Consider the following 24,395-nt stretch of genomic DNA (forward strand, 5'->3'; position numbering starts at 1 on the left):
TCTATCTATAATTTACATTTAAAAAGGGGAATCGCGTGTCATCATTATTTTATATTTGGGATGCAAATGAGCATCATCCTGATGTGAAAATTACTACATTAGAACAAGCAGAATATTATGCAACTCATGCACAAGTAACAGGTTTAACAGACAAGTTAAAAAAATGGTTATTGACAGTTGAAAGTATTGTGGGGCAGCCAGAACTAGCGGTTAACTTTGATGAAGAAATTATTAGCTTATTCACAAAAGTAAAAGCTTATTTTGATTATTCTGAAAATGTATTTTGTATTGAACAAGGCCTATTAGCTAAAAGTAAATATTTATATAAAGTTTTAGTTGAAACTTTACGCCAACATGACTTGGTTGCCTTTGATGCAAGGTCATATATATTTTTTAGCCGTGAAAAAATATTCCCTGATCAGCAAAGCATTGAACAAATGCTAGATGCGGTAAAGCCTGTTACTAAAGAAGAACTTGAACAGTTTAAAGCAATACCTTCAACTAAAGAAAAATTGAGTATATTTGCAGATCACTGGATAGAGTTAAATAAAGCAGCTTTAGGTTTTACACGAAAGAGAAAAATTAATCAATTTAATCAAATAACTAATTATTTTAGAGAGTTCGATGATCAAATTTATGAAGGGATAATAATATTAGGGACTAATAAAACTGATACTTTAGCTTATTGTCAAGTGAGCTTAACAAGCTACATTCAAACTACACCTGAAAAAGCAATACGGATATTACGTCAGCATTTAATTAATGATGACACCTTACAATATTTACCAAAAGTTCATGGTACAACAGGTGAGCCAAGCCATTTTAGTGAACCAAGTCAATTAAAGCATGTTTTAGATCAAGTACATGATTTTTTAATCTATGATGCAAAGAAACATCAAGATATAGAAACATTAAATCAATGGCTGAACCATGGTGATGAAAAAGAATATATTACAGGTTTGGGGGCAATCTCTCGTTTAGTGTTGGCAAAATATGTGAATGATCCTTTATATGACCAATTGGTTCGCGAAGCTATGCCTTATGTAAATAGAAATAGGTATTTTAAAGATATGACGGTAGAGCAGTTTCATGAAAGATTGGAACAAGAAATTCAGAATATTTTAGGAAGTTAATGTAACGAATGAGTATAAAAGGATCTTCACGTCTTTTTATACTCATACATTTAAAGAAAGTTAGCACAAAGTTATAAATACATCTTACAACGAATACCACTTGGAAATTTTACACTATTACTTTTTATAGTTGCACCTGTACTAAAAGTACCAGAGCTTGCATCAATGACTTGATCAACATGGTCAAGTTGAATGTTAGTAGCAAACTTATCAAATGGGCTTTCAGGCACAATTTTTACTTTTTGACCCTTTTTAATCTGATTAAAGTACTTTAAAGGCACAATTGCATTTATTTTAAATTGGTCAGTTTGAGCAATTTTTAAAATTGGGTTTTTACCCTCGGTTGGGCTGACTAAGCTACCTGCATGAATGTACTGTTGTATAACTACACCATTGAAAGGACTGTAAATTTTTCTACGGTTCAAATCAGCTTGGCTTTGCTTGTATTCATATTCTGCTTGCTTGATATTTTCTTGAGCTGATTGTAGCTCTGAGCGAGCTTGTTGTAGCTCACTATAAGCATCTTCATAGGCCTGACGGGAAACGAAATTTTCTGCTAATAGTTGTTTCATGCGTTGCACTTTACTTTCAGCATGTTCAATTTTAGATCTTGCTATGTTGGCTGAACCTTTAAGTTGGGTTTTATAGTAAGCAGATTGAGTTGCAGATTTTTCAACACTCGATTCGATTTGAGCGAGAACTTGTCCTTTTTTAATCGGACTTCCTGCTTTTACAGGAATATTCTGTAAGACCCCCGTAATTGGACTTCGTACTTCAACAATTTTTGCAGGTTGTATCATGCATGCGAAATTGATAGCTTCCGCATAAGTCGTACTTGATAAAAGAAGTGTAATAGGAAGAATAAGAGAATATTTCATTTAATAAATTTTTCCTGCAAAGCCAATTTGAGAATTTAATTTTTTGTCATGTTTAAACATGGATATACGGTTTCGGTAAGCACGTTTTTGACATTTTTTTTGCATACGTTTTACCGCAAAAATTAAAAAAATATATTGCAAATAAATGAATGGAATGAAGTTTATAAACCGTATAAGCCATGGGATATTTTGTTGCATTAACTGATCTTCACCAGAAATATAGGCAACACATGACCCTTGATCGCCTTGACGACCAGCTCGACCATAAAGCTGTCGGTCAATTCGAGCTGATTCGTGAAACTCCGTCAAAATGACATGGAGGCCACCAGCTTGTTTGGTTTCAGGACGCAATTTAATATCTGTACCACGCCCAGCCATATTGGTGGCTATTGTAATTTTTCCACTGTGTCCTGCTTCAGCAATAATTGAAGCTTCGTGTGCATCTTGGCGGGCATTTAATACAATATGTTCAATGTTAAGTCGGGTAAGTGCTTCTGAAATAGCTTCGGAGGCTTCAATGCTACGTGTGCCGACTAAAACTGAGCGTTTGGTATCGGCAATTGCTTTAGCATGTTTAGCAATCGCCTGATATTTCTGTTCATTATTTTTAAAGTATCGGTGTCTAAATTGTTTACGCTTGGACGGAATATTAGGAGGAATCTGACATACTTTTAAACGGTAGATCATCCACAGTTCCCGTGCAACTTCAAGTCCAGTTCCTGTTAACCCTGATAAAAGTAAATATCTTCTAAAGAAACGTTGAAAGGTCATTCGGGCTAGAGTGTCTCGGCCTTTGGTGAGCTCAATATTTTCTTTAGCTTCGATGAGCTGATGTAATCCTTGTTCCCATGAGCGATCAGCCATAATTCGGCCTGTAGACTCATCCACAATCTGAATTTTATTATCCTGAATAATATAATGCTGGTCTTTATGATAAAGATATAAAGCAGTAAGTGCTTGTTTAACCAGTAGCATTTTCCATGCATGGTTATACCAGATTGGTCTGATATCTTGAGGTAAGGGAACCTTTTTTTCTGGGACAATATTTTCTATTTCAACATGGTGCTCAGCCTCAAGTATCGTGAAATCGACATCTCGAATAAGTTCTCTTGCTTGGGCAATTGCCCAATGAATAACTGGCGCTTCAATAAGCCCTTCGGTTTCTTGCGAAATCACCATTGGTGTTTGGGCTTCATCAATAAACACGCTGTCAGCTTCATCTACAATACAAAAGTGTAGGGCTGGTACAATCATCGTCTCATCAGCGATTTTTCCAGTTGCCAATGAACGTAAATTTTCAATTTGTCTAGGTTGAGTACCTTTTCCAGAAATGTGATCTTTTAAGTAATCAAAGACGATTTCATTTGCACTGACATAGCAAATTTGTTTTTGATAATTTTCCTTCCTTTCAGGAACTTCCATTTCACTCTGGATTGCACCGCTGCTGAGTTGGAAAAACTCAAATAGTGGACGTAATTCTTCTTCATCGCGCTGAGCCAAATAAGCATTTGTAGTCAAAACATGAACGAAATTACCAGTCGCAGCCATAATGGTTGCCGCCATACTTGCGACAAGCGTTTTTCCTTCACCTGTAGGCATTTCAGCAAGTCTACCTGTTAGTAATATATATGCCCCCATAAATTGAACAGGGTGAGGATAGATATTAAAAACGCGAGAAATCGCTTCTCCCACACATGCAAATATTAATGCGATAGACTGATTGTGATTAGCCTCGCGTGATAATAATTGAACTGTATGTTGGAATTTCTGTACAAGCTGTGATTGGTCCAGCTCTTTTAAAGCATCTTTATGAACTGTTATTGCTTGTGCAAATTTATGAATATGTCTTCTGGAAATTTTCTTTGCTGGAATCCAGCCTAATAAGTTTGCAAAAAATATTTCAAGCTTATGTAGCTCTATATCTTTTTGTTCTACTCGCGCCACATTTGATAAATAAAAAGGGTGCAGTGACATATTTTTGATAGCACGTAGATTAGACATAGAATTGCTCCAAAAATAATTGACGCAATTTTCTAGTCCACTGCCATGCAAGAGGCGAGTAACCTAAATGATAACGAACATACGCAACATCACCGAAAACAGAAGAGTCTAATGGTTGTGACAGTTGAATATCTAAATCAAAATAATTCTGTAAAGCTGTTTTGCCTTCCTGATCATTAGGATCAACTGTAATATTTCCACCCGCTTGACTACCTAATGCTGAAGATAAAAGTTTCTTTTGTGTTTGCGGGGTACTTCTAATGATTTTGCCTGTATAAATCACATCAAAATGATTTTTAAAGCGGATTTCAATATTTTTTAAGCGGTTCTGAATTAAATCATAATCTTGCTGTAAAACCGCACTACGAACAATTTGTGCTGGTTGGTTAATAACATAACCAATAATGTCACCACGTTTATAGTATCTTTGCTTGATCTCAATAGCATCTTTAGCAAACCATTTTCCAGAAACTGTGCTCGTGACTTGAAGCTGTTTAATTTTATATTGGTACTGTTGAAGCTGCTGAACGGCACCTTGCTTTTGATATTCTAATTTGCGGCGTTGAGCCAGATCATCCAAAGAGGCTTGTCTTAGCTTGTAATCTAACTCTTCAACTTGAAGTTTTTGTAACTCATATTTTTCAAGTAAATCGGGATTAGAAAGTTGAAAAAGAATTTGGTTTTGTTGAATCTGGTTGTTCTTAAAATTAATGCTTTGGATATGCCCTGACTCATTTGCACGAATAATCGATTCTTCTGGCATCCATACAATGGCTTGTTGGGTACTGTAATATGGAAACGGGATAATAAAAAATATAAGAACAATTGCCGCAATAATAATCCATAAACGTTGAATGGCCTGTTCACGATATTTTGACAAGGTCGCTCCTTGATAAATATGTTTTATTCCTTTGTATATAGGTAAAACAATAGTCATAAAACCAGAGATAGCAGCCAGTATCACACCAAAGAAAAAGTACTTTTGTGCTATAAACCAGACTAAACTGAACATGATGGTAATGCGGTAAATAGGGGACAGTAAACCGTAAATGAATAACCAAAATCTTTCATTTTCAGTTGCATAAGGTGGCTGTACTGTTTTTGCACCAAACAAATAATGGTCTGATAAATAAATCCAATATTTAGTCGCTCGACCTGCCAAATTGGGAATCTCAAGCAGGTCTGACAAAATGTAGTAACCGTCATAGCGCATGAGTGGGTTACCATTTACTAATACTGTAGAAATAGTGGCAATAAAAATGACGTTATAAGCAAATGCATGAATCAACCCTTGTTCAGTCGATAGCCAGATATAAATTGCGATTGCGCCCAGTAAAAGCTCAGTGAGAATTCCGGCAGCCGATACCACAATCCTTTGCCATTTAGAAACAAAGTGATAAGAAGAGGTCGCATCGACGTAGGGAATGGGAATGAACATAATGAACATAAGGCCCATTTCTCTGACATTTCCATTCCAGGCTTTTATTGCTAAACCATGAGCAAATTCATGGATTAATTTAACAATTGGATACGTTAGCCAAAGGATAAAAAGGTTACTGGTTGATAGCACTCGATCCGATAAATTACTCGTTAAACTTTGCCAGTGCTCACTCAGCAATAAAAGTGCAGGAGTTACGACTAAAAACCAGAGTAAAAATCCCCATACACTAAAAATGGAACGCGCTAATTTACTTAATTGACCAAAAAAAACATCGGGATAAAGCAGAGGTATTTTTAAACTAATTGGGTTTAAAAATGATTGCTTTAATTTATTAAATTTTTGTTTTTTATAACGCTTAAATAGTTCTTCAGAGTCAAAAGACACTTCAGTTTGTAATAAGTCATTATTATAAAGCTGAGTGAGTAATTGTACTAACTCATTTTGACTAATTGCTCGGTAGTGTTGGTCGAGATTGATATTTTGTTTTTCAATATATTCGGCCGCTTTATCCCATATTTGTTCAACATTAGTTTTGCCATCTAAAAGAGTAATCACATACCATGTTTCGGGGTTAACTCTGACGAAGCGTTGTGACATCGGTTCAAATAATAAAAACCAAGCACGGCCTCGTAAAATACGTGGTAAAACCTCAACATTTTGTCGCAATTGAGGTTTTAAATGACGTACAAGATGCCAGTGTTCTGAAAACAAACTTTGCATGACTTTACCAATTTGACCAGATCTTTAATTTCATCCAGTTAATGAAATCTCGTGACCAGCGAAAGAGTAGATTGGTTTTACCCACTGTAATTTTCCCAACACCTTGCATACCGGGGGTTAGGGCAGACGGAGAACCTATCCATGCAGCTTCGACTTTAAAGCCATTTATATTGTTTTGAACTGAAGCAACCGGAGTAATACGGGTGATACGAATTGGAAAAGTTTGATCTGGTAAGCCTGTTAACTTTAAAACGCCGTTCTGGTTTTTTTGAATGAAGTGAATGTCTTTATCAGCAACATGCAAAATGACTTTATAGGCATCTTGTGATGCGATCTGGAATAATTCTTTACCATCTTCAACAGGTGTTCCAATTTGTTGAGCCCAGTCGCCGTCAATAACGGTTCCAGTAATTGGCGCAGTTACTTTAGTTTGATTAATCTTTCTTTGGATGGTCTGGATTTTTGCCTCTTGTTGCCTAATCTGATTGGCAGCTAAACCACTATCTGTCAGGTTCTGATCTGCCATAGCCACACGAAACTGATGTTGTGCCTGATCAAGTAAACTTTGTTGCTCAGCAATTTGTATTTTTAGATCAGTATTATCGAGTTGGATTAATGCTTGATCTTTTTTAACTTTATCTCCAGGTCGGACAAAGACCGTTTGTATAAAACCTTGAGTTGGGGCTGAAATAATCCAGCGAGTTTTACCTTCAACATTTAGGTTGGCAGTGACTAACTTATCAACCGGAATCAAAGTAATACACAGCAAAAATACAACGATAAGGCCTGTAATAATTTTCCAAGCATAGTGACCTTCAGTACTGTATTTTTTTAATATATTTTTTCCAGACTTGACGCTATGTTGAAGAAGGCTTTGTTCGGATTGATACCAATGTTGTAAAAGTGGATGAATTAAATCGATATTGCTTTTTAAGTATAAGCTTAACGCATTATGTACTTCATATTGTTCAAAATCACGGTCTTTCGCCACTAAAATAGCCTGAATTTTTCCATGATGAAAAATAGGATAGGCAAACCACTGATATTCTTTGAGGTCATGCTGTAAAAATAATGCTTGTAATGCGATTTCATTAAGTTTTTGCATTTCTGCTGCTCCTTTTTCTGTCCATGACAGTTCAGAGGAGACAACCCATTTCACTTTATGAGCATCTTTAACTAAAAAGTAATTTAATTGAATATCCTGATATTGTGCAAACTGTTTACGAATTTGGGTCGTGGTTTGATTGACCCATTCTTGTGCCGCAATTTGGAACTGTGTTTGATTAATGACATGTGCAAAAATTTCAAGAAGTTGTTCAGCTTGAATCGCATGTTGAAGCTTTTGACTTTGTTGCTCGTAAAATAACCACCCCATGCTGGTTCGTATAAGTTCCAGCGTTGTTTCATGAATAGGTGGTGTGATGGATAACCCAAGATACGAGGATGAGCTAGAATTTATCAGTAAATAGCCAATAAGATAACCTTGTTCACTTTTTTGAATAGCAACAGGTTTATCTAGCGTTAACTGTTGTTTGATTACATTCCATAACTCATTAATTTGAGAGTCTTCAAAAGCATGACTACCAAAATCTGTTAAATTTTCATAACAAACAGCTAATACATTAATATTCAGACGTTTAAGGTTAAGTAACCAGTGCTGAATAGTATCTGGTAAATTTTGTAAATTATTATCTGTCATAACGAGAACTTAATTGGGAAGAGGTTGAATAAAAAATATGGTCTATATCAATGATTTGCTGTTCAGTTAAAATACCTGTCGTAATTTTCAGTTTGATATAGTTTTGCCAAGCCTCATACCAAGCACTTAAACGTTCTTGTTTGTTTTCAAAATATTTTGCTTGTGCTTCCAAGACCTCAGCATTTACTCGCATTCCTACTTCATAGGCACGCTTATTGGCAATCCATGCTTTTTGAGATGAATCTTCGGCATCTTTCATGCCGTTTGCTTTATTAATTGCAGATAAAGTGCTGTAAAAGGCATCGAGCATCTGTGCTTTTTGTTTTTGAGTTGAGAGTTGTAGTTCATATCTACTTTTTTCTAAACTTGCTCTTTTCTCCTTAATTTTATAAGACGTTTCAGTGTTATACATTGGAATATTTAATTCAAAGCCATATAAGTAATCTAGGCCATTTTGTTTACTGGTAAACGCAGAATCTTGTGAATCCAGATTTCTAGTTAATTTCGCAGAAAAATTTAAAACAGGATATCTTTCTGCTTCAGATTGTTTAATCTCACCTTTAGCTACATCTAGATTGAGTTCTGATAATTTAATTTGATTATTCTTCTCTAGTAGTAACTGATTGTAGTGTGCCTGATCGGTATATGAGAGAGGAGGGAGTTTTTCTAAAGATGTTTTATTTTCAACAAAACTGATGGCATCAGTTCCTATAAACTCGGCTAATATACTTTTTTCTTTCGCAATTTCAAAACGCATACTATTTTCTTGACTTTGCAGGGTAGATAGTTTTGCTTCTGCTTCTCTTAAATCAGTAATAGATACCATTCCCTGATTAAAATTTGCAGTTGCCATTTTCTTTTGTTCAAGAACTAAAATTTGCTGTTGTTGAATAAGATTAAGTTTAGAGTTGAGATTTAAAATTTTAAAATACTGCTCCACAATATTTTGTAAGAGTTCATTGTAGTTTGCTTGAAGTTGCTCTAAAGCAATTTTCTCTCCAATTTTATTTGTTTTAATTGCTTCATCTTGAGATTTATTATAAACGGGAATCGAAAACTGAACTGCATAATTTCTTGAACGATAATCAGTTTCTTCGCGGGTTGGTTGTTTATTAACTCCCTTTTTCTCTTGAGCTGTAAAATTGATTTTGGGATCTTTACTAGCAAGTGCTTGGTTTGTTTTTTGTTTAGCAATTTCACTTTGAGTATAGGCCAATGGTAAATGTGGAGAATATAATTTTGCTTTATTAAATAATGTATATAAATCATCTGCCTGAGCAGAATTTATTGCTAAAAGAGAGAGTGCCCCAGCAAATGTGTTTTGTAAAAATAAAGAGGTAAATTTGTTCATCATGTAAAAAATTGTATGTTTTTGTAATTTTCTCATAAAAATAATAAACTTGGTAGAGGGATTGAAAATTGTTTTATTAAAATTATTTGGGATTATCTCAGTATTGAAGTTATTAAATTAAAAAGGAAAATTGAGTAATTAAAAATCTATTTAAGTTTTAATAAACTGAGTTATTACTCTTATATTAAAATTGAACTTTAAATTAAAGAATAAGTCCTATTTTATCTTTAAAATGTTGATTGGTTAGCATTTGTAAATATAAAATTTTTAATTTAAGTTAATGAATTTTGATTTTTAAATAATAGAAATCACATAAATTTTAGTCTGAAATAGGTTGAAATATAACAGGTGATATTTTAACAAAATGATAAATCCAACTATAGATGAGGTTTTATGCCTAGGCGTGTGCTTATCAATTTTCTGATAAATAGAGAATGTACCTGATAAATAAAATTTATAGCCAGTTCATAGAACTAAAAGTTGAGGCTAGCTTTCATGTAAGCTCAGATGAGGATGATGAGAGGAAAAAGGTGCTGGATCGTTTTTTGGTGGCTTTGTTTAATATCAATAAATAATTGAAATAAAAATCACATGGTCCTTGAGGTAAATGATCACTTCAAAACCATGCAATTTATAAAGGCTTTTAAGAATTTAGGAGCTTATTTAATTCGATACCACGTTTGGTTTCGGCCAATTGCAGAAATGCCAATATATCCGCGAGCAATAAGTTTTTCCCCATCTGGTGATACGGTTACACTAAATTTATAAGTCTTATCTGACTGTGGGTCGAGGATAGATCCCTTGTCATATTTATTTTGACCAACATTTTTTAAATTTTTGACAATGGTTAGGCCAATCAAAGATTTGTTTTTGTAGGTACCTTCACACATCGTACATTTGTTAGCCTCATTTGGAACAAGTATTTTTTCGATATTCGCAGACAGATTGCCATTTTTATCTTCGCTAAATCTTACCAGTGCTCTCGGTTGATTGGTTGCATCATCAATTGTTTTCCAAACACTGCCATGTAGTTTGTCCGAAGCAAATGAATGAATCGAATAAAAGCTAAGTAAAAGTAAGAGTAAATATTTTTTCATATCAATCATTTCTCAAATTAAAAATTGATGGTTTTAAAGGTCTGAATTATTCATTTTAAATTTAACTTCACAGTTTTCTTAGTATTGAAACTTTAAGCTAAACAATATGTAAAGTTGTAATCTATTTGTATGGATATTATTTTGATCAATTTATTTATGCAATTGCGAGAATGGACAGAATTATTCATCTTTTAAAGATTACGCATGAACTGACAGATTTGATGATTAAAAATATTTTAAATCTCCATGCTCTTTACACACTTCTTAAACGTTCTTTACACAAAGAAATAAATAATGGAATTTATGAATTTTTAAAATGAAATGAAGTTGATGCCAAAACCAAAATTGAATCTCAAAAAGAAAATTGGCTTAGTCTTATTAGGATTTGTAGCCCTGTATTGGATCTCTTTTCCTATTCTTCCTTTTTTAGATATTCCTTATAAAGCAGTCGTGATCACGGGGCTGATGGTACTAGGAGAGGTTCTATTTTTAATTGCAATTGCTCTATTAGGTAAGGAATATTGGGGCAAGATTAAACAATGATTTTCTAAAATATTTCGGAAAATGAAGTTAAAGGAAAATTAAAACGCTCCTAAGAGTAATAAAAAACATCAACTAATTTTTAAATTAGTTAGATTGCGTGTAATACGTCACAAATTATAAAAATAACATTCAAATCATGTGTTTAGTATTTATTGACAGTGTGCAATATTAAGTTTTATAACTAAAAGATCCTGAAGCTGTTTCTTTAACCAGAACAGAAAAAACACAATATAAAGATGAATAGACATTAGAACAAAAAGTTAAGGAGAAGAAATGAAAGTCCTTAAATACACTTTATTTTCTCTGATGAGTATGCTGACAATAAATAGTGCAGATGCTGGAAATGCATCTACATCATTAAGAGTCAGTTTAACGATTATTGAAACGTGTGAAGTTTCTACACAAGGAAATTTAGATTTTGGTTCAGTCGTTCGTTCTCAGCCAGTTGCTACTGCAAGAACGGATGTATCTGTGCAATGTAGTCAAAATACACCGTATCAATTGGCGGTAACTTCAGACAATAACTTTGAACTTAAATCTGCTGCTAGCCCAGCATCTGTTGCATATGTACTTTATCAAGATGCTGGCCATACTCAAATTTGGGGAGGCCAGGGAAGTAAAATATATTCAGGAGTTGCCACAGGGATGAAAGAAAATATTCCTATTCATGGGGCAATTACATCAAGTACCAATGTTCAGGCGACCAAGTATGAAGATTGGGTCCGTGTGAACGTTATATATTAATAAAAGAATAATAAATAAAGCGCTTCTGCTGTAAAGCTGAAAGGCCAATATTTTAATCACCGTGATTTGAGATCAAATTCTTGCCTAGCTCAACAAGGTGCGATGAGTAGAACCTTCTTGAACTACATAAATGATTTTATTTATTGCTCAACCATTGAATTGAGGCATCAAACAGTTTTAATCCATCGTCAGATAGATTGGTAAATGTGTCGTTGTTAAGAAAAAACATAAGTCGTTTTGCTGGCGCTAAAGATTCATAGTCCATGGTTGCACCTTTCTCATAACCCCAGATTGCCACTTTTTCAGGTTGCCCATACACAGTCGCGATAATGGTGGCACCTAAACCGGGTTTGCCCCAACTCATAGGTGCTTGGGCTTTATACACATTGTGAGTTCCCGCAGAAAGATGTGCAGAGAGAGGATGTGGCGCATTGACCAACCACAAATAACGTTCTTTCTCGACTTCGCCAAAATCACTATTAATTCGTTTACCTGTCATAGCCAAATCATCAAGATAATCGTTTTCCCACGTCATCAGTGGAATGGCTAGTTGGCGCCAACCCGATTGAAGATTTTTAGACGCGACTGTAGAAGAAATAATGACTAAATCTGTGTTCTTTAAATTATTCGGTGAAACAGATTGATCTAATACTTCAACTTGATAGCCTTTACTCTGCAAGTATTTTTGAATAGCGACATCTGTACTGGCCGATGAACCCTTGATCTGTGAAATCAGGGCAATTCGTGTTTGGGCGTAAATAGAAGAACTAAACAGTGTGCCAATCAACACCACCGTAGAAAGAAGCTTTTTCATATTGTTCTCGAAAGAGCAGTGATTTAACACTGCTCTGATCCTGTGTTTTAAAATTTAAAGGTTGCGCGTAATACTGCTTGGCGAGAGTCACCTTGAGACACGGTCACATTACTTACGCTGGCTGTGTAGTAAGTGGTGTCAAAGATATTATTTAAATTAAATTGGAAAGTGACCGCTTGTTTAGCAATGGTTGTGTCATAACTAACAAAGGCATTGGCAAGCGTATAGTCAGGTAGGTCAAAGTTATTTTTTGAATCTCCAGCGCGTTTCCCAACATAATTACTGCTTACACCAAAACGTAAATTACCGTTGTAAAGTTCGCCATAGTTATAGGCTAAGGCTAGAGAAGCGGTATTTTTCGCTACATTATTTAAGCGATTGCCCTCTAGGCCATTTTCATCCTCAGTCACTTTCGCGTCTGTGTAAGCATAGGTAAGGGTTGCATCAAGCTGATCGGTCACACGTCCTGTCAGGTCGAGTTCAGCGCCTTTAGAACGCACTGCACCTGTAGTATGTAATTCTGTGTTCTGACCATTAGTGATTGTGACTAAAACATTACGTTTTTTAATATCGTAGAGTGCAAAGTTGGCTTTGATACGGTCATTTAACTCGTATTTTGCACCAACTTCATAAGACTTGGCTTGTTCAGGTTGAACACTAGAATCGATGATAGCATTACCATTGTTACCTAAAGGAGCGATTGATGAAGATGGTTTAAGCGACTCGGTATAACTACCATAGAATGAAAGCTGGTCATTCCATTTATAAACTAAACCTGCATGTGGAAGCCAAGCATCATCATTGGTATTGGTATTTTCTTTAAAAGGTCTGCCACGTCCAGCAGTTTGCTGGTAGTTCAGGTAACGACCACCAAGTACAGCAATCCATTTCTCATTTAAATGAATGGCATCTTGAACATAAAAACCATAGGTATGCAGTTTATCGGTTTGATCACTCTCTGATGCGACAACATTTTGAGATGGTTCGACATTTCCATAACTTGGATTCAAATAATCTATTGTAGAGTTGGTACTACTACGGACCATATCTGGACGGAAATATTTGCGATATTCAATGTCTGAACCGAACTGAATATCATGCTTTAAACCAAACAGATTGGTTGAACCATTAATATAGGCTTGGGCATTACTGTCTATACTTTCTGCATTTAAAGTCGCATCAGTACGGCGTGTAACCGTGTGATTAGTCGTATCTAATGAAAGTACACGTAATTGGTTGGCATCATAGGTTTCGTAGTTGTAGGTATAACCAAAGTGAGCCGACCAATTATCATTAATTTGGTGATCTACCAACAGTTGAGCTAAATGATCTTCACCTTTCATTTGGTTAAAAGCTTCATCTAGACGTTGATATTTAGCAATGGGTAAGGCTTTGTTTGTTTTTGGATCAAAAACGGTAGAGCGGTCAAAAGGTACATCAAAGTGGCGGTATTGATAGCTCAGGTTCACTTTAGTTTGACCATTATCCCAGGCTAAAGATGGAGCAATTAATGACTGTTTGAGGTTACCGAAATTACGCCAATAGTCTGCATCTGAGTGATCGGCAATAAAGCGATAAGAAAAGTTACTATCACTAATCGCGCCCGTGGTATCTATGCTTGCGCCTAAACCATTTTTACCCGCTGCAAAGCTTGAACCATATATTGAAAGTTCAGTTTTCTGGGTAGTCTCAGGTTTCTTTGTAATGACATTGACCACTCCGCCCGGGTCCATAATGCCATAGAGTAACGAAGACGGGCCTTTTAAAACTTCAACTTGTTCAACAGCCGCATTCATGGTTCGGCCTTGCACAATCGGCATACCATTTACGGTAATTGAACCATCACGGTTATCACCAAAACCACGCTTCATTACGGTATCTTGCGTACCGCCTAAAGTATTACCTTGCGTAATGCCGCTGACTTGGGTCAGTGCATTGTCCAGATTTGCAGGTAAATAGTCTTTCATATATTGCTTAGAAACGACATTTACGGTTTGTGGGCTTTCTAGATTTTTTTGATTGCCTCGTAAGGTCGATGCCGTTTGATTTTCGATATAGCTTGAGTTCGCTTCCGCCTGAACTTTAATAGTCTCTAGCTGCGCTGGTTGGATCGCGGTTGTTTCTGCCCAAGACACGATAGGGATGAGGGATAAAAGCAAGGGGCTACTATGTTTTAAAATTTCAACAGTAATTAAATTTTTACGCGGGGAGAAAGAAAACATACGTATACCTAAGTGATATAAACATCGTGAAAGGCTAAAAAAGAGCGACTATTCAAGCGAGCAAGAGAGCCGACTAGACTCAAAAAAAGTGTGTAAAGTATATATAAATGAGACTCATTTGCAATGTTTTTAAAGAGGAATAAAAGAGAAGAAAAATTAATAATAATTTAACTTTTTAATAAGATTCTCTTTTATGCTCGGCCACTCTTCATCAATGATACTAAATCTGACAGAATTCCTTTTTCTTCCATCGGGCATAATTCTCTCATTTCTTACAACACCTTCCTTTTGAGCACCGAGTCTTAAAATCGCATTCTGTGATTTTTCATTGAGTACATCTGTTGTAAGCTGAACCCTCACACAATTTAATTCCTCAAAGGCATATTTAAGAAGCAAATATTTTGCTTCCGTATTTGCGTATGTTCGCTGCCAAGATTTTGAGTACCAAGTACTTCCAATTTCTAACTTTAAATTTTTTCTATCTATTTTCCAAAATCTTGTAGACCCAATGATTTTTCCTGTAGCGATATCTTCAACAACAAAAGGAAGAACTGTACCTGATTGATAACCTTCTAGCGCAAGGTGAATATAGTCATCTATTGTTTCTGCTGAAGGTACGACAGTGAAAGGGAGGTTCCATAGCTCTCCGTCTGAAGCAGCGGCGACTAAATCTCTTGAATCTTCAATCTTTAAAAGGCGTAACCGAATACGATCACTTGAAAGTATGATGTTTGGGGGCATAACAGAGGTCCTGTCTGAAAGTTATCAAAAAAGAGTTTTACCCAAATCTTATTTAAATCGACTTTGGATCGTATTTAAAGTCAAATTACCATAAGTACTAAAGGAGTATTTTTTTATTAATAACAATGTGATAAATATTATATAGTTACATAAATTATAATTTGTGCCTCAGAGAAATAAATGAATAGTCTTTTATATGTTTACGCATTATGTACGGTTTTATTATTTGTAAAAATGTTCGGAATATCTGCATATCAAGGATATTACAGAATTAAAAACAAGGCTTTTAAGAATATAGAAGATGCGGGCTTTTTAAGAGTGCCAGCACATACTGCCGAGTTACCACAAGTGGCTAGAGCGCAACAGGCTTGGTTGAATGATTTAGAAAATATTCCAATTTTCTGGGTATTGGGTGCTTTATGTATTTTCTTAAATACAGACTATATCATCACGAAGTGGTTATTTATTATTTTCACATTTTCTAGAGTCACTCATACTTTGACATATCTAACTTCTATGCAGCCATGGCGCACAATTTCATATAGCGTAGGAGTGCTTTGTTTATTTGTTATGGCTAGTCAGATCATATATAGGGTTATTTCTTTCTAAAAAAGTGGATGTTTTCTAAATAAGACTGTTTCATATAAGTCCTTTCAGTTGAAAGTAATATATATAATTAGTAGTAACTTACTTTAAAGGACTATTTTTAATTATGAAGCCTTAAAAATAACCCTTTAAATTGAGTCAGATTGTTGATCACTTATTAGCTCTGCCATCCAGTCTGCAAATACACGTACTGCGGGTGAAAGAAACCGCTGATGCGGATAAAGTAAAGTCACAGCAACAGGTGGTGGGCACCACTCTTGTAATACTGCGATGAGCCTTCTTTCTTTTAAGTGTTCTATCACAATACTTTCAGCAAGTTGAGCGAGTCCATATCCCTCAAGACACATTTTTATATAAAGTTCAGTTTCATTAACAGCAACCGTACCTTGCATTTGTACAGTTTTTTTCACTTCGTTTCGTACAAAGCGCATTTCACCCGCATGTCTGTTGTTCCCTGAAAAATAATGAATAGCTCGGTGATGTGCTAAATCATCGGGAGTTTGTGGAGTTCCTTTCTCTTTTAAATATAGTGCCGAAGCGCATGTTACCCAGCGGAACTCACCAAGAGGGCGGGCAACCAGCGTGGAGTTCTCCAAATTTCCCATGCGGATTACACAGTCTACACCTTCCTTAATAAGGTCTACTTGTCTATCGCTGACACCTATCATTAGGTAGATATCGGGATAACGCCTTTGAAACTCTTGCAGGTTCGGCATAATCACCGAATGAGCTATGCCCGCAGGCATATCAACTCGTAATCGACCCTGTGGTTGTTTGATAGCGTTAGTCAGGTTAGATTCGGTATGTTCAATCAAGTCGAGTATTTCTCGGCACTGGGTCAGATATTCTGCTCCCTCTGGCGTCAGGCTAACGCGTCTTGTTGTTCTGTTTAACAGACGCACTTGTAAATACTTTTCAAGATTTTTAATTGTACTAGTGACTGTTGAGGCAGGTAGGGAAAGTGCTTCTGCCGCATGGATAAAGCTTTCAGCTTCTGCCACCCGAACAAAAATCTGCATTGCTTGAATACGATCCAATCTCATACCTTTGTCCCAATACTATACTCACACTCTTAGATTATTCGCTTTCACTGAATAATAAAAACAGTTTAACCAGCTTTTTCAGCATTATCACTTCAGATAGATTTTCAGCATACATTTGAGAAGTTGGAATAATGATGACTGATTACAACAGAAATATAGTGCAGCTGACTGAGTCTTCACCAAATAGAATGCTCATTCGAGGGGCGACGATCCTAAGCATGGATAGTGTGATTGGGAACATGGTTCGTGGAGATATTCTTATCGAGAGCGGCATGATTACTGCCGTGGATGAAAATTTAGAAGCCGAAGGTGCAGCTCTTATTGATGCATCCAATATGATCGCGATGCCGGGTATGGTCGATACTCATCGACATTCATGGGAAGGACAACTGCGACGGATTAATCCGAATGCCCAAACGTTAGAAGACTATTGCAACGCGACGCACTATTCTTTTGCGAAGTACTATCGCCCAGCAGATATGTACATTGGTAATTTACTTACAGCTCTAGGCTGCATAGATGCCGGTATTACAACAGTGATTGATAACTCGCACAATAGTCGTAGTTCCGCTCACTCTGATGCGGCTGTTGAAGCTTTACTAGATGCTGGTATTCGAGCTGTACATGCTTCTGGTGCACCAGTCTCAGGAGACTGGGACAGAGCCAACTGGCCTAGCAATCTCGAACGTCTTCAAGAAAAATATTTTAAAAATAGTAAAAACGGTTTGGTGTCATTAGCTGCCATGGCTCAGTTAGAACCCGAATTATGGGCTGAGGCACGCAGATTAGGGCTACCAATCATTACTGAATTTTTTGGTGGGGAAATGGCTGCTGCATTAGAGGGTCTGCATCAACAAGGTCTGTTAGGGCCAGATAATATCTTTAACCACTGTACCTCGCTGCCAGATGCTGGATGGAAAATTTTGCGCGAAGCTGGAGTGCGAGTAAACGTATGCCCACGATCAGATGCTCACTATGGTATCGAAGACGGTATGTTTGCCATGCAATCGGCTCTACGTCATGGCATTAGACCTGGTTTGAGTGTAGATAATGAAACATCATACAGTGGCGATATGTTCATGGAAATGCGTGTAGCATTTTACTTACAGCGTGTAATGGGCATGCATCAAAACAAATGTTGTGGCTCAGCACATTCGCCAGTGACCTTTCAGGCGCAAAACCTTCTCAAAGCTGCAACGGCTGATGGTGCTGCTTGTGCAGGTCTGCAAGAAAAAATTGGCAGCCTGACACCTGGTAAACAAGCTGACCTGATATTAATTCGAACGGATGACATTAATCTTTATCCGTCTGGTAATGCATTTGGCACGGTTGTTCATGCAACTGAACGCAGCAATATCGATACGGTGATGATTGGCGGAAGAATCGTTAAACGTGATGGTAAAGTGTTGGGTGTGGACAGTGAGCGACTTCGTGCAGCGATTGATGAATCTCGCCAGCAACTTTTCGTTGCGGCTGGTTATACTCCAGATATTTTTGCCGAGACGTTTCTACCTCTGGAATAAGTTGTCTAAGAGGGAGCAAACAATATGTCTATAAATGTTATCTATTACCTCATGGCTTTTGGTGCGGGGCTGGGGATTACTCTACAAACCACATTGAATGGCCAACTGGCTAAAGGTATAGGCGGGAATTCTGTCGCTGCGGCATTATTTTCATTTACTGCTGGTGCGGTATGCCTTGGGTTTTATTCTCTGGTTCGAGGCGGAATAGCTTCTTCACTGATCGCTATTCCTAATCAACCATGGTGGAGTCTTATGGGCGGAGTTCTAGGTTCTTGCGCATTACTGAGCTACGTCGTCCTTGCACCTAGAATCGGGTTATCGGCTTTGCTGGGGCTGGCAATTGCTGGACAAATTATCTCGTCATTGTTGATTGATCATTTCGGGCTGATGGGAGCGGCTGAACGACCAGTTTCCATGATTAAATTGGTTGGAACAGTGGTCATGCTAATAGGTCTAGGGATTGCTCTTTTCGGTGACAGATAAGAGGCTTTAAAACCAATATTGTTGATATAAAGTGACTTCAAGCCATTCCAGTCATGGGGTGGCAATATATATTTCAGTCATTAAAGACCAGTGAGCCACCTAAACATTTAACAAATCAAAAGCAATCGATATTCACCATCTTTTTCAACAGGTGCTCGATGAACACAAGGCAAAACCTTTTGAGTTGGATGATCTACGGCCAAACGCCAAATATGTCCCGTGCCTAAATTTACAGGTTGAGCATTGGGTTTAGGCTGATAATGCAAATCAAAGAAATACTCTGCCAAGAAAGCTTCAAATTCAGTCTCTGGACCGTCATGTAATTCTTTGAGCTTTTCTCTAATTTCGGAAATAAAAACTTTTTGTTCAACCTGATCATTGGAAACAATATCACTGGCAGCGCCGTGATAGGTACATAAGAATGTATCGGTTTCAATGGGAGAGCGGTCAACATGAAATGAATATACATCTGTTGAAATGAAATCTAGCTCTTCATCACGCTCATAATGTTTAAGTAAGTTAAGTACGGGCGATGCACCAAAATCAGTTAACTGCTCGATATCTTCTAAAATAGTTTTTCTTGCCAGATTGCCTTTTTCAGAAAGTTGTAGCGCTAAAAGGTCTTCAACAGAAACTTCTGTAATATTTTCATTTAACTGAAGCTTATTCACAATTTCTTTAAAGTCGCCAACCAAATTTCTGTGCCAGCAAATCGCATTTGTCTCTCCTTGGAACTTTGTATTTACAAGTTCAGGGAAACTAGACACTTGTCTAATTTGTTTGCTGTCAGAAAACACATTCTTCATAGGAGAATTAAATAAAATAATAGTGCATGTCTAATATTATAGCCTGAGCTTAGCCAAAAATATTCCATTCCAATTGATTAAGCCAGTTTAACCTTACTTCAGAAGAACATTATTTGCCTCTGAAGTAAGACCTTTAAACGTCGAGTAATTTATTTACCATTCATATTTCACACCCACTCGGAAATTAGTCGGAGCGCCGTAATAGCTATTTGTGGTGGCTAAATGGTATTTCTCATTAAATAAGTTATTCACATTAAAGTTGAGCATAAGATTATTATTGACCTTATAACGTGCCATTAAGTCGACCAAAGCGTAACTTTCTTGAGTAAATCGACCTGTTGCAGAGATCGCATTTTTTTCATAAATTTCGCTTTGCCAACGAATACCGCCACCAATGGTGAGAGCTTCATCAAGATAAGGCAGGGTATAGGTGGTAAACAGTTTGGCTGTATTATTCGGCACGCCGGTATTTAATCGGTTGTCTTGGCTATCTTTTGATAGGTTACGGCTAAAGCTTGTGGAAACTTGCCATAAATCAGTCAATTTACCTGTCGCCTCAATTTCAAAGCCGCGGCTTTTTGTGCCAGATTCTGTGCGATAGGCTTGGGAACCATCTGGGGCAAATACATCTGCTAATGCAATCGCTGTGTTGTCCTCTTTAGTTTCATAAATAGCGGCGCCAACATTTAACTGATTATCAAAAAACTCACCCTTAATACCCAGCTCGCTACTATTACCTATTAATGGGTCTATGTATTCGCCTGTAACGGCTTTCTTATCTTGTGGTGAAAAAATATTGGTGTAGCTTGCGTAAGCAGTCCAGTTGTCAGTGAAATCATAGGTAATACCGACATATGGAATTACCTTGCCACTTTCTTCTTGTGTTGTGTAGGTGGTCTTATTGTTAGCATCTGAATGGTTGCCAGTTACGCGCTCCCAGTCTTCAATTCGAGTGCCTAAAATGACTGCAAGATTGTCGGTGGCTTTAAGACGAACAGCACCAAAAATAGATTGGCTACGATCATCGCCACTGTACCAACCATCTATTTTTGTTTCAGGGCGGTTAGGTGTACTGCCATCCCAACCAAAAATATTTTTTAGAGTTCCATCCCATGTCATCCCATTATTCCAGCCAGAATAGGTAGGGCGTTTATTTTTACTTTTTGTGTAAGTCGTGCCCAACACCACGTCATGAGTTTGATTAAATAAATCAAATGAACCGTTTAAGGTTAAATTGAATAAGTCTTGAGTAGGGCGATAATCCCAACGGGTTGCATATAACATTGCCCCGCTACCAGTAGCTTTATCGATCCCTTTACTTGAGAAGGTATAGCCTACAATTTCATCTGAATCGGTAATGGTTCTAGACACTACACCTTTTAATTTCCAGCGGTCACTAAACTGGTGTTCAATGTCGGCAAAGTAAGATGTCGTTGAGCGGTCTGAACCCGTCCAACTTGCTGCTGCTGAATCTGAGCGTGACCAATTAATGAGTGTGCCATCTGTATAAAAGCTTGGCAAACCACCTCTAGCCACACCAGACAAGTCGATTTGTTGGTAACTTGCACCTAAACTTGCTTTGGTTTGGTCTGTTAAATCAGCTTCTACAACTGCATAAGCAACTTTACGTTCTTCATTGTAGCGGTCGATATAAGAGTCTGACTTTTGGTAGGCAAAAAGAGTACGACCACGAATAGTTCCAGACTCATTAAGGGGTGTAGAAACATCAATATCGGTACGGTAGGAATCCCATGAACCAATGTCAGCACTCACCGAAGCCTTAAAGTCTTGTAATGGTTTTTTTCGGACCAGATTAATACTTGCGCTTGCACTGCCAGCACCTGTCATTAAGCCATTTGCACCGCGCACGACTTCGACTCGGTCAAATAAAGCCATGTCCTGACTTTGGAAAATACTTGCATATGAACTCATGAGCTTCACGCCATCGAGTAAATAGCTATCTACTTCTTTGCCGCGAGCGTAAATAGGTGAGTTATCACTACCAATATTGCCGCCTTGTTTAATAGAGAGTCCTGCTGCTTGACTGACAACATCGGTTAATTGTGTGAGGTTCTGATCTTTCATCTGTTGGTTGGTGATTACACTGACCAGCTGAGGTGTTTCTCGCAAACTTAAAGTTAAGCCATTAGATGCGGTGGTCGCTTTCGCCGTATATAAACCTGAACCTTCGGTTGTTAGGTTTTCACCATGATCAGCATTAACATGAATTGTTGCTAAATGCGCCGTACCGGTTTCACTGCCTGCCGTATCAAATTCATTATTGTTATTCGCTTTTGTTTTAATGGCTTCTAACTGGAAAACTTTGGGTTCAATTGGAGCGGGTGGAGCCTTCACTCGGATGCTGTAACCACCATTGTTGACTTTAACGGCTTCAAATGGATGGTTTTGTAATAACAGACTTAAAGCATCTTCAACAGCGTAATTGCCTTGAAGCGCTTTGCTTTTTGTTTTTGAAAGACTGGCATTATCGTAGCTAATGGTTGTGCCTGTTTGAATAGCCAGTTGTTTAATGGCCTGATCAAGCGTGCTCTGGCGAATTGAAATACTATAAGTTTGCGCAGCGTAAATAGAAGTTGAGGTAAGCGCCGTGACCACCAATGGCGTACTCCATAGCACTGCACGTATAGCCAAAGCCAATTTACTTTTTGCTTGATAATCCTTCATGTGGTCTTCTCGACAGGGAGTGTATTTCTCTATAAGTCGAACCAGATCAAAAAAAGGGTCACATTTTTTTATCTTTTTTTAATATTTAACAAATAGGGACTGTAATAATTCAGTTCAAGTTGATGGCTATAGGCTAAAGTTTCTAAGCTTTGCTCAGGATTTTTTAGAGAAAATACGCCCGAAATTTTTATATTTTTTAATTCTGGGTCGAGATGGTAGCTTCCTTTTTTATAACGAAATAGCTCATCCAACACTTTTTGAAGTGGCCATTGATCTACAACCAAAAGTTGTTGGGTCCAATACGGTTGATCATTATCGAGAGGAAGAGCTTTTGATATATATTTTTCGTCAAAAAAAGCACGTTGACCTTGTTTTAATATTTGCCGTTTAGAAGCGTTCTCTGGCTCAATGGCTACCGCATGTTTATAGACTTTGACTTTGGTCTGTTCGGTATTTTCTTGGCGAACCGTAAATTGAGTACCTAAGGCTTCTACTGAACCATTCTTGGTTTCGACAATAAATGGTCGATGTTGAGCATCCTTTGCCGTTTCAATATAAATTTCTCCATCAATCAGTTTTATCTGACGTGTCTCTTGCGTGAAATTTACATCGACATAGCAATCACTGGCCATAATCAGTTGAGAACCATCTTTTAACGATACTTTTCTAATTTCACCCACTTTGGTGTGGTAGTCCGACTGCCATTTTTCCCAAGGTATGAAATAGGCAGACAAGCCAACGATCATTAAACCTGAAAGGCTTAACAGCATATTGCGTTTTGCAGCAAGATTAAATTTTTGATTAGACTGAACTAAAGCTTCGGAAGGGAAGTTACCTGCAAGATTTGATAAACCATGGCTAAATTTTTCCATTTGCTGGAGTGCTAGCTGGTGTTCTTTTTTTTCGACTTTCCATTGCTCAAATTGTTGTTGCTGTAATGCGGTCATTTCACCCGAATGTAAGATTACCAACCAGTCTGCGGCCGCATCTAAAACATGAGGAGGGATTTTAGTAATATCAGACATAAGGTAACAAATTAAGCGCAGCTAACAGGGTTAATTATAGAGGTCTATACAAGCTAAAAAAGCTTGTTTCATATCTCTTTTCACAGTGGCTTCAGAAATATTCATTTTTTCACTAATTTCTCGATAAGTCATGCCATCTAGTTGAGACATTAAAAAGACCTGAGCTATGCGGGTAGGCAGTTTTTCTAATATTAAATGGACCTGATATAAAGTTTCTTGAATATAAACTTCATGTTCAGCGGAGGGATAATATTCTTCTGGAAGATGCTGTAGGGCATCTAGATAAAGGTTTTCAATATGCTGACGGCGCCAATAGTCAATCATGACATGCTTGGCGATGCCCATAAGCCATGCCTGGGGTTCCTTAATTTTTTGAAAACAATATTCACTTTTTAAAGCACGATAAAACACTTCCTGACTCAGGTCTTCAGATTGATGATGGTGCTGAAGTTTGTGTTTAAACCATGATAAAAGCGTAGTTTGCTGAGAACGGTAAATTTGGCTAAACCATACCTGTTTGTCTACATCGAGGTTCATAGCAGTGAAGTCCACAAATTGGCACTGAGTAGCGCAATTAAACACACATTTAAATTATTCTTAAATAGTAATGATAATTATTATTAATATCAATCATTGGAACGATATATTCTAGAAACAATAATGTTCTAATTTTTCGCTATTTAGAGCCTGTACCTTAGTCGCAGACACATGTATCGTTAGGGGATGATCCTTTAAAATTATAAGGTGTTTGATAAGCAACATCGTTCAATTAAACAACCAAACTATACCACCACGATAAAACAACAACGTTCTCAAGATGAGTCGTATAAATAACAAGGA

The 24,395-nt window shown here is 37.1% G+C and carries 19 protein-coding genes and 1 pseudogene; 6 read left to right on the forward strand and 14 right to left on the reverse strand.

Annotated elements, in window-relative coordinates:
• The first annotated feature begins 35 nt into the window (after nucleotides 1-35).
• A complete protein-coding gene (locus tag ODQ17_RS12545; protein WP_322904013.1) occupies nucleotides 36-1,133 on the forward strand; it encodes a hypothetical protein in 1,098 nt (365 codons plus the stop codon).
• A 71-nt stretch (nucleotides 1,134-1,204) separates the two neighbouring features.
• Here ODQ17_RS12545 and ODQ17_RS12550 read toward each other — a convergent pair whose 3' ends face one another.
• The 6 genes from ODQ17_RS12550 to ODQ17_RS12575 form a co-directional block, all read right to left on the reverse strand.
• The gene (locus ODQ17_RS12550; protein WP_322904015.1) at nucleotides 1,205-2,011 is read right to left on the reverse strand and encodes an efflux RND transporter periplasmic adaptor subunit; all 807 of its coding nucleotides are present in this window, start codon (nucleotides 2,009-2,011) and stop codon (nucleotides 1,205-1,207) included.
• On the reverse strand, nucleotides 2,012-4,012 hold the full coding sequence (locus ODQ17_RS12555; RefSeq protein WP_322904017.1) for a preprotein translocase subunit SecA: 2,001 nt from the start codon (nucleotides 4,010-4,012) through the stop codon (nucleotides 2,012-2,014).
• Nucleotides 4,005-6,173: a site-2 protease family protein gene (locus ODQ17_RS12560; protein WP_322904019.1), complete on the reverse strand. Its 2,169-nt coding sequence runs from the start codon at nucleotides 6,171-6,173 to the stop codon at nucleotides 4,005-4,007. The genes ODQ17_RS12555 and ODQ17_RS12560 overlap by 8 nt, the downstream gene beginning before the upstream one ends.
• 4 nt (nucleotides 6,174-6,177) lie before the next feature.
• The gene (locus ODQ17_RS12565; protein WP_322904021.1) at nucleotides 6,178-7,872 is read right to left on the reverse strand and encodes an efflux RND transporter periplasmic adaptor subunit; all 1,695 of its coding nucleotides are present in this window, start codon (nucleotides 7,870-7,872) and stop codon (nucleotides 6,178-6,180) included.
• On the reverse strand, nucleotides 7,862-9,259 hold the full coding sequence (locus ODQ17_RS12570) for a TolC family protein (protein WP_322904023.1): 1,398 nt from the start codon (nucleotides 9,257-9,259) through the stop codon (nucleotides 7,862-7,864). Before ODQ17_RS12570 ends, ODQ17_RS12565 begins: the two co-directional genes overlap by 11 nt.
• A 623-nt stretch (nucleotides 9,260-9,882) precedes the next feature.
• Nucleotides 9,883-10,320 carry a DUF2147 domain-containing protein gene (locus tag ODQ17_RS12575; RefSeq protein WP_322904025.1) on the reverse strand — a complete coding sequence of 146 codons (438 nt, stop codon included), beginning with the start codon at nucleotides 10,318-10,320 and terminating at the stop codon, nucleotides 9,883-9,885.
• A 330-nt stretch (nucleotides 10,321-10,650) separates the two neighbouring features.
• Between ODQ17_RS12575 and ODQ17_RS12580 the strand changes: the two genes are divergently transcribed.
• Nucleotides 10,651-10,863 (forward strand): transporter suffix domain-containing protein, encoded by a 213-nt coding sequence (locus ODQ17_RS12580; protein ID WP_322904026.1) that lies wholly within the window; start codon nucleotides 10,651-10,653, stop codon nucleotides 10,861-10,863.
• A 273-nt stretch (nucleotides 10,864-11,136) separates the two neighbouring features.
• Nucleotides 11,137-11,607: a Csu type fimbrial protein gene (locus ODQ17_RS12585; protein ID WP_267531790.1), complete on the forward strand. Its 471-nt coding sequence runs from the start codon at nucleotides 11,137-11,139 to the stop codon at nucleotides 11,605-11,607.
• 136 nt (nucleotides 11,608-11,743) lie between these two features.
• Here ODQ17_RS12585 and ODQ17_RS12590 read toward each other — a convergent pair whose 3' ends face one another.
• The 3 genes from ODQ17_RS12590 to ODQ17_RS12600 all read right to left on the reverse strand — a co-directional run bounded on the left by ODQ17_RS12590 (nucleotide 11,744) and on the right by ODQ17_RS12600 (nucleotide 15,384).
• Entirely contained in the window at nucleotides 11,744-12,421 is a 678-nt protein-coding gene (locus ODQ17_RS12590) for a hypothetical protein (RefSeq protein WP_322904027.1), read from the reverse strand.
• Between the two features lie 47 nt (nucleotides 12,422-12,468).
• Nucleotides 12,469-14,643 carry a TonB-dependent siderophore receptor gene (locus tag ODQ17_RS12595; protein WP_322904028.1) on the reverse strand — a complete coding sequence of 725 codons (2,175 nt, stop codon included), beginning with the start codon at nucleotides 14,641-14,643 and terminating at the stop codon, nucleotides 12,469-12,471.
• A 156-nt stretch (nucleotides 14,644-14,799) separates the two neighbouring features.
• Nucleotides 14,800-15,384, reverse strand: a complete 585-nt coding sequence (locus ODQ17_RS12600; RefSeq protein ID WP_322904029.1) for a GNAT family N-acetyltransferase — start codon at nucleotides 15,382-15,384, stop codon at nucleotides 14,800-14,802.
• Between the two features lie 180 nt (nucleotides 15,385-15,564).
• On the opposite strand from ODQ17_RS12600, the gene ODQ17_RS12605 reads away from it, so the two are divergent.
• Nucleotides 15,565-15,993 (forward strand): MAPEG family protein, encoded by a 429-nt coding sequence (locus ODQ17_RS12605; RefSeq protein ID WP_005303853.1) that lies wholly within the window; start codon nucleotides 15,565-15,567, stop codon nucleotides 15,991-15,993.
• 125 nt (nucleotides 15,994-16,118) lie between these two features.
• Here ODQ17_RS12605 and ODQ17_RS12610 read toward each other — a convergent pair whose 3' ends face one another.
• Entirely contained in the window at nucleotides 16,119-17,033 is a 915-nt protein-coding gene (locus ODQ17_RS12610) for a LysR family transcriptional regulator (RefSeq protein ID WP_322904031.1), read from the reverse strand.
• 134 nt (nucleotides 17,034-17,167) lie between these two features.
• On the opposite strand from ODQ17_RS12610, the gene ODQ17_RS12615 reads away from it, so the two are divergent.
• Nucleotides 17,168-18,556 (forward strand): amidohydrolase family protein, encoded by a 1,389-nt coding sequence (locus ODQ17_RS12615; RefSeq protein ID WP_322904033.1) that lies wholly within the window; start codon nucleotides 17,168-17,170, stop codon nucleotides 18,554-18,556.
• A 24-nt stretch (nucleotides 18,557-18,580) separates the two neighbouring features.
• The gene (locus tag ODQ17_RS12620; protein ID WP_322904035.1) at nucleotides 18,581-19,039 is read left to right on the forward strand and encodes a DMT family transporter; all 459 of its coding nucleotides are present in this window, start codon (nucleotides 18,581-18,583) and stop codon (nucleotides 19,037-19,039) included.
• Between the two features lie 107 nt (nucleotides 19,040-19,146).
• Here the strand turns inward: ODQ17_RS12620 and ODQ17_RS12625 are convergent, their stop codons facing one another.
• The 4 genes and pseudogenes from ODQ17_RS12625 to ODQ17_RS12640 form a co-directional block, all read right to left on the reverse strand.
• Nucleotides 19,147-19,845, reverse strand: coding sequence for a DUF1826 domain-containing protein (locus tag ODQ17_RS12625; protein WP_322904037.1), 699 nt, complete (start codon nucleotides 19,843-19,845; stop codon nucleotides 19,147-19,149).
• Between the two features lie 153 nt (nucleotides 19,846-19,998).
• Nucleotides 19,999-22,530 carry a TonB-dependent siderophore receptor gene (locus ODQ17_RS12630; protein WP_322904039.1) on the reverse strand — a complete coding sequence of 844 codons (2,532 nt, stop codon included), beginning with the start codon at nucleotides 22,528-22,530 and terminating at the stop codon, nucleotides 19,999-20,001.
• Between the two features lie 58 nt (nucleotides 22,531-22,588).
• Nucleotides 22,589-23,555: pseudogene (locus ODQ17_RS12635) on the reverse strand (FecR domain-containing protein).
• A 30-nt stretch (nucleotides 23,556-23,585) separates the two neighbouring features.
• Nucleotides 23,586-24,092: a sigma-70 family RNA polymerase sigma factor gene (locus ODQ17_RS12640; RefSeq protein WP_322904043.1), complete on the reverse strand. Its 507-nt coding sequence runs from the start codon at nucleotides 24,090-24,092 to the stop codon at nucleotides 23,586-23,588.
• Nucleotides 24,093-24,395: the final 303 nt, after the last annotated feature.

The sequence above is a fragment of the Acinetobacter sp. IRS14 genome (assembly GCF_034650275.1).
GTDB classification, from domain to species: Bacteria; Pseudomonadota; Gammaproteobacteria; order Pseudomonadales; family Moraxellaceae; genus Acinetobacter; species Acinetobacter oleivorans.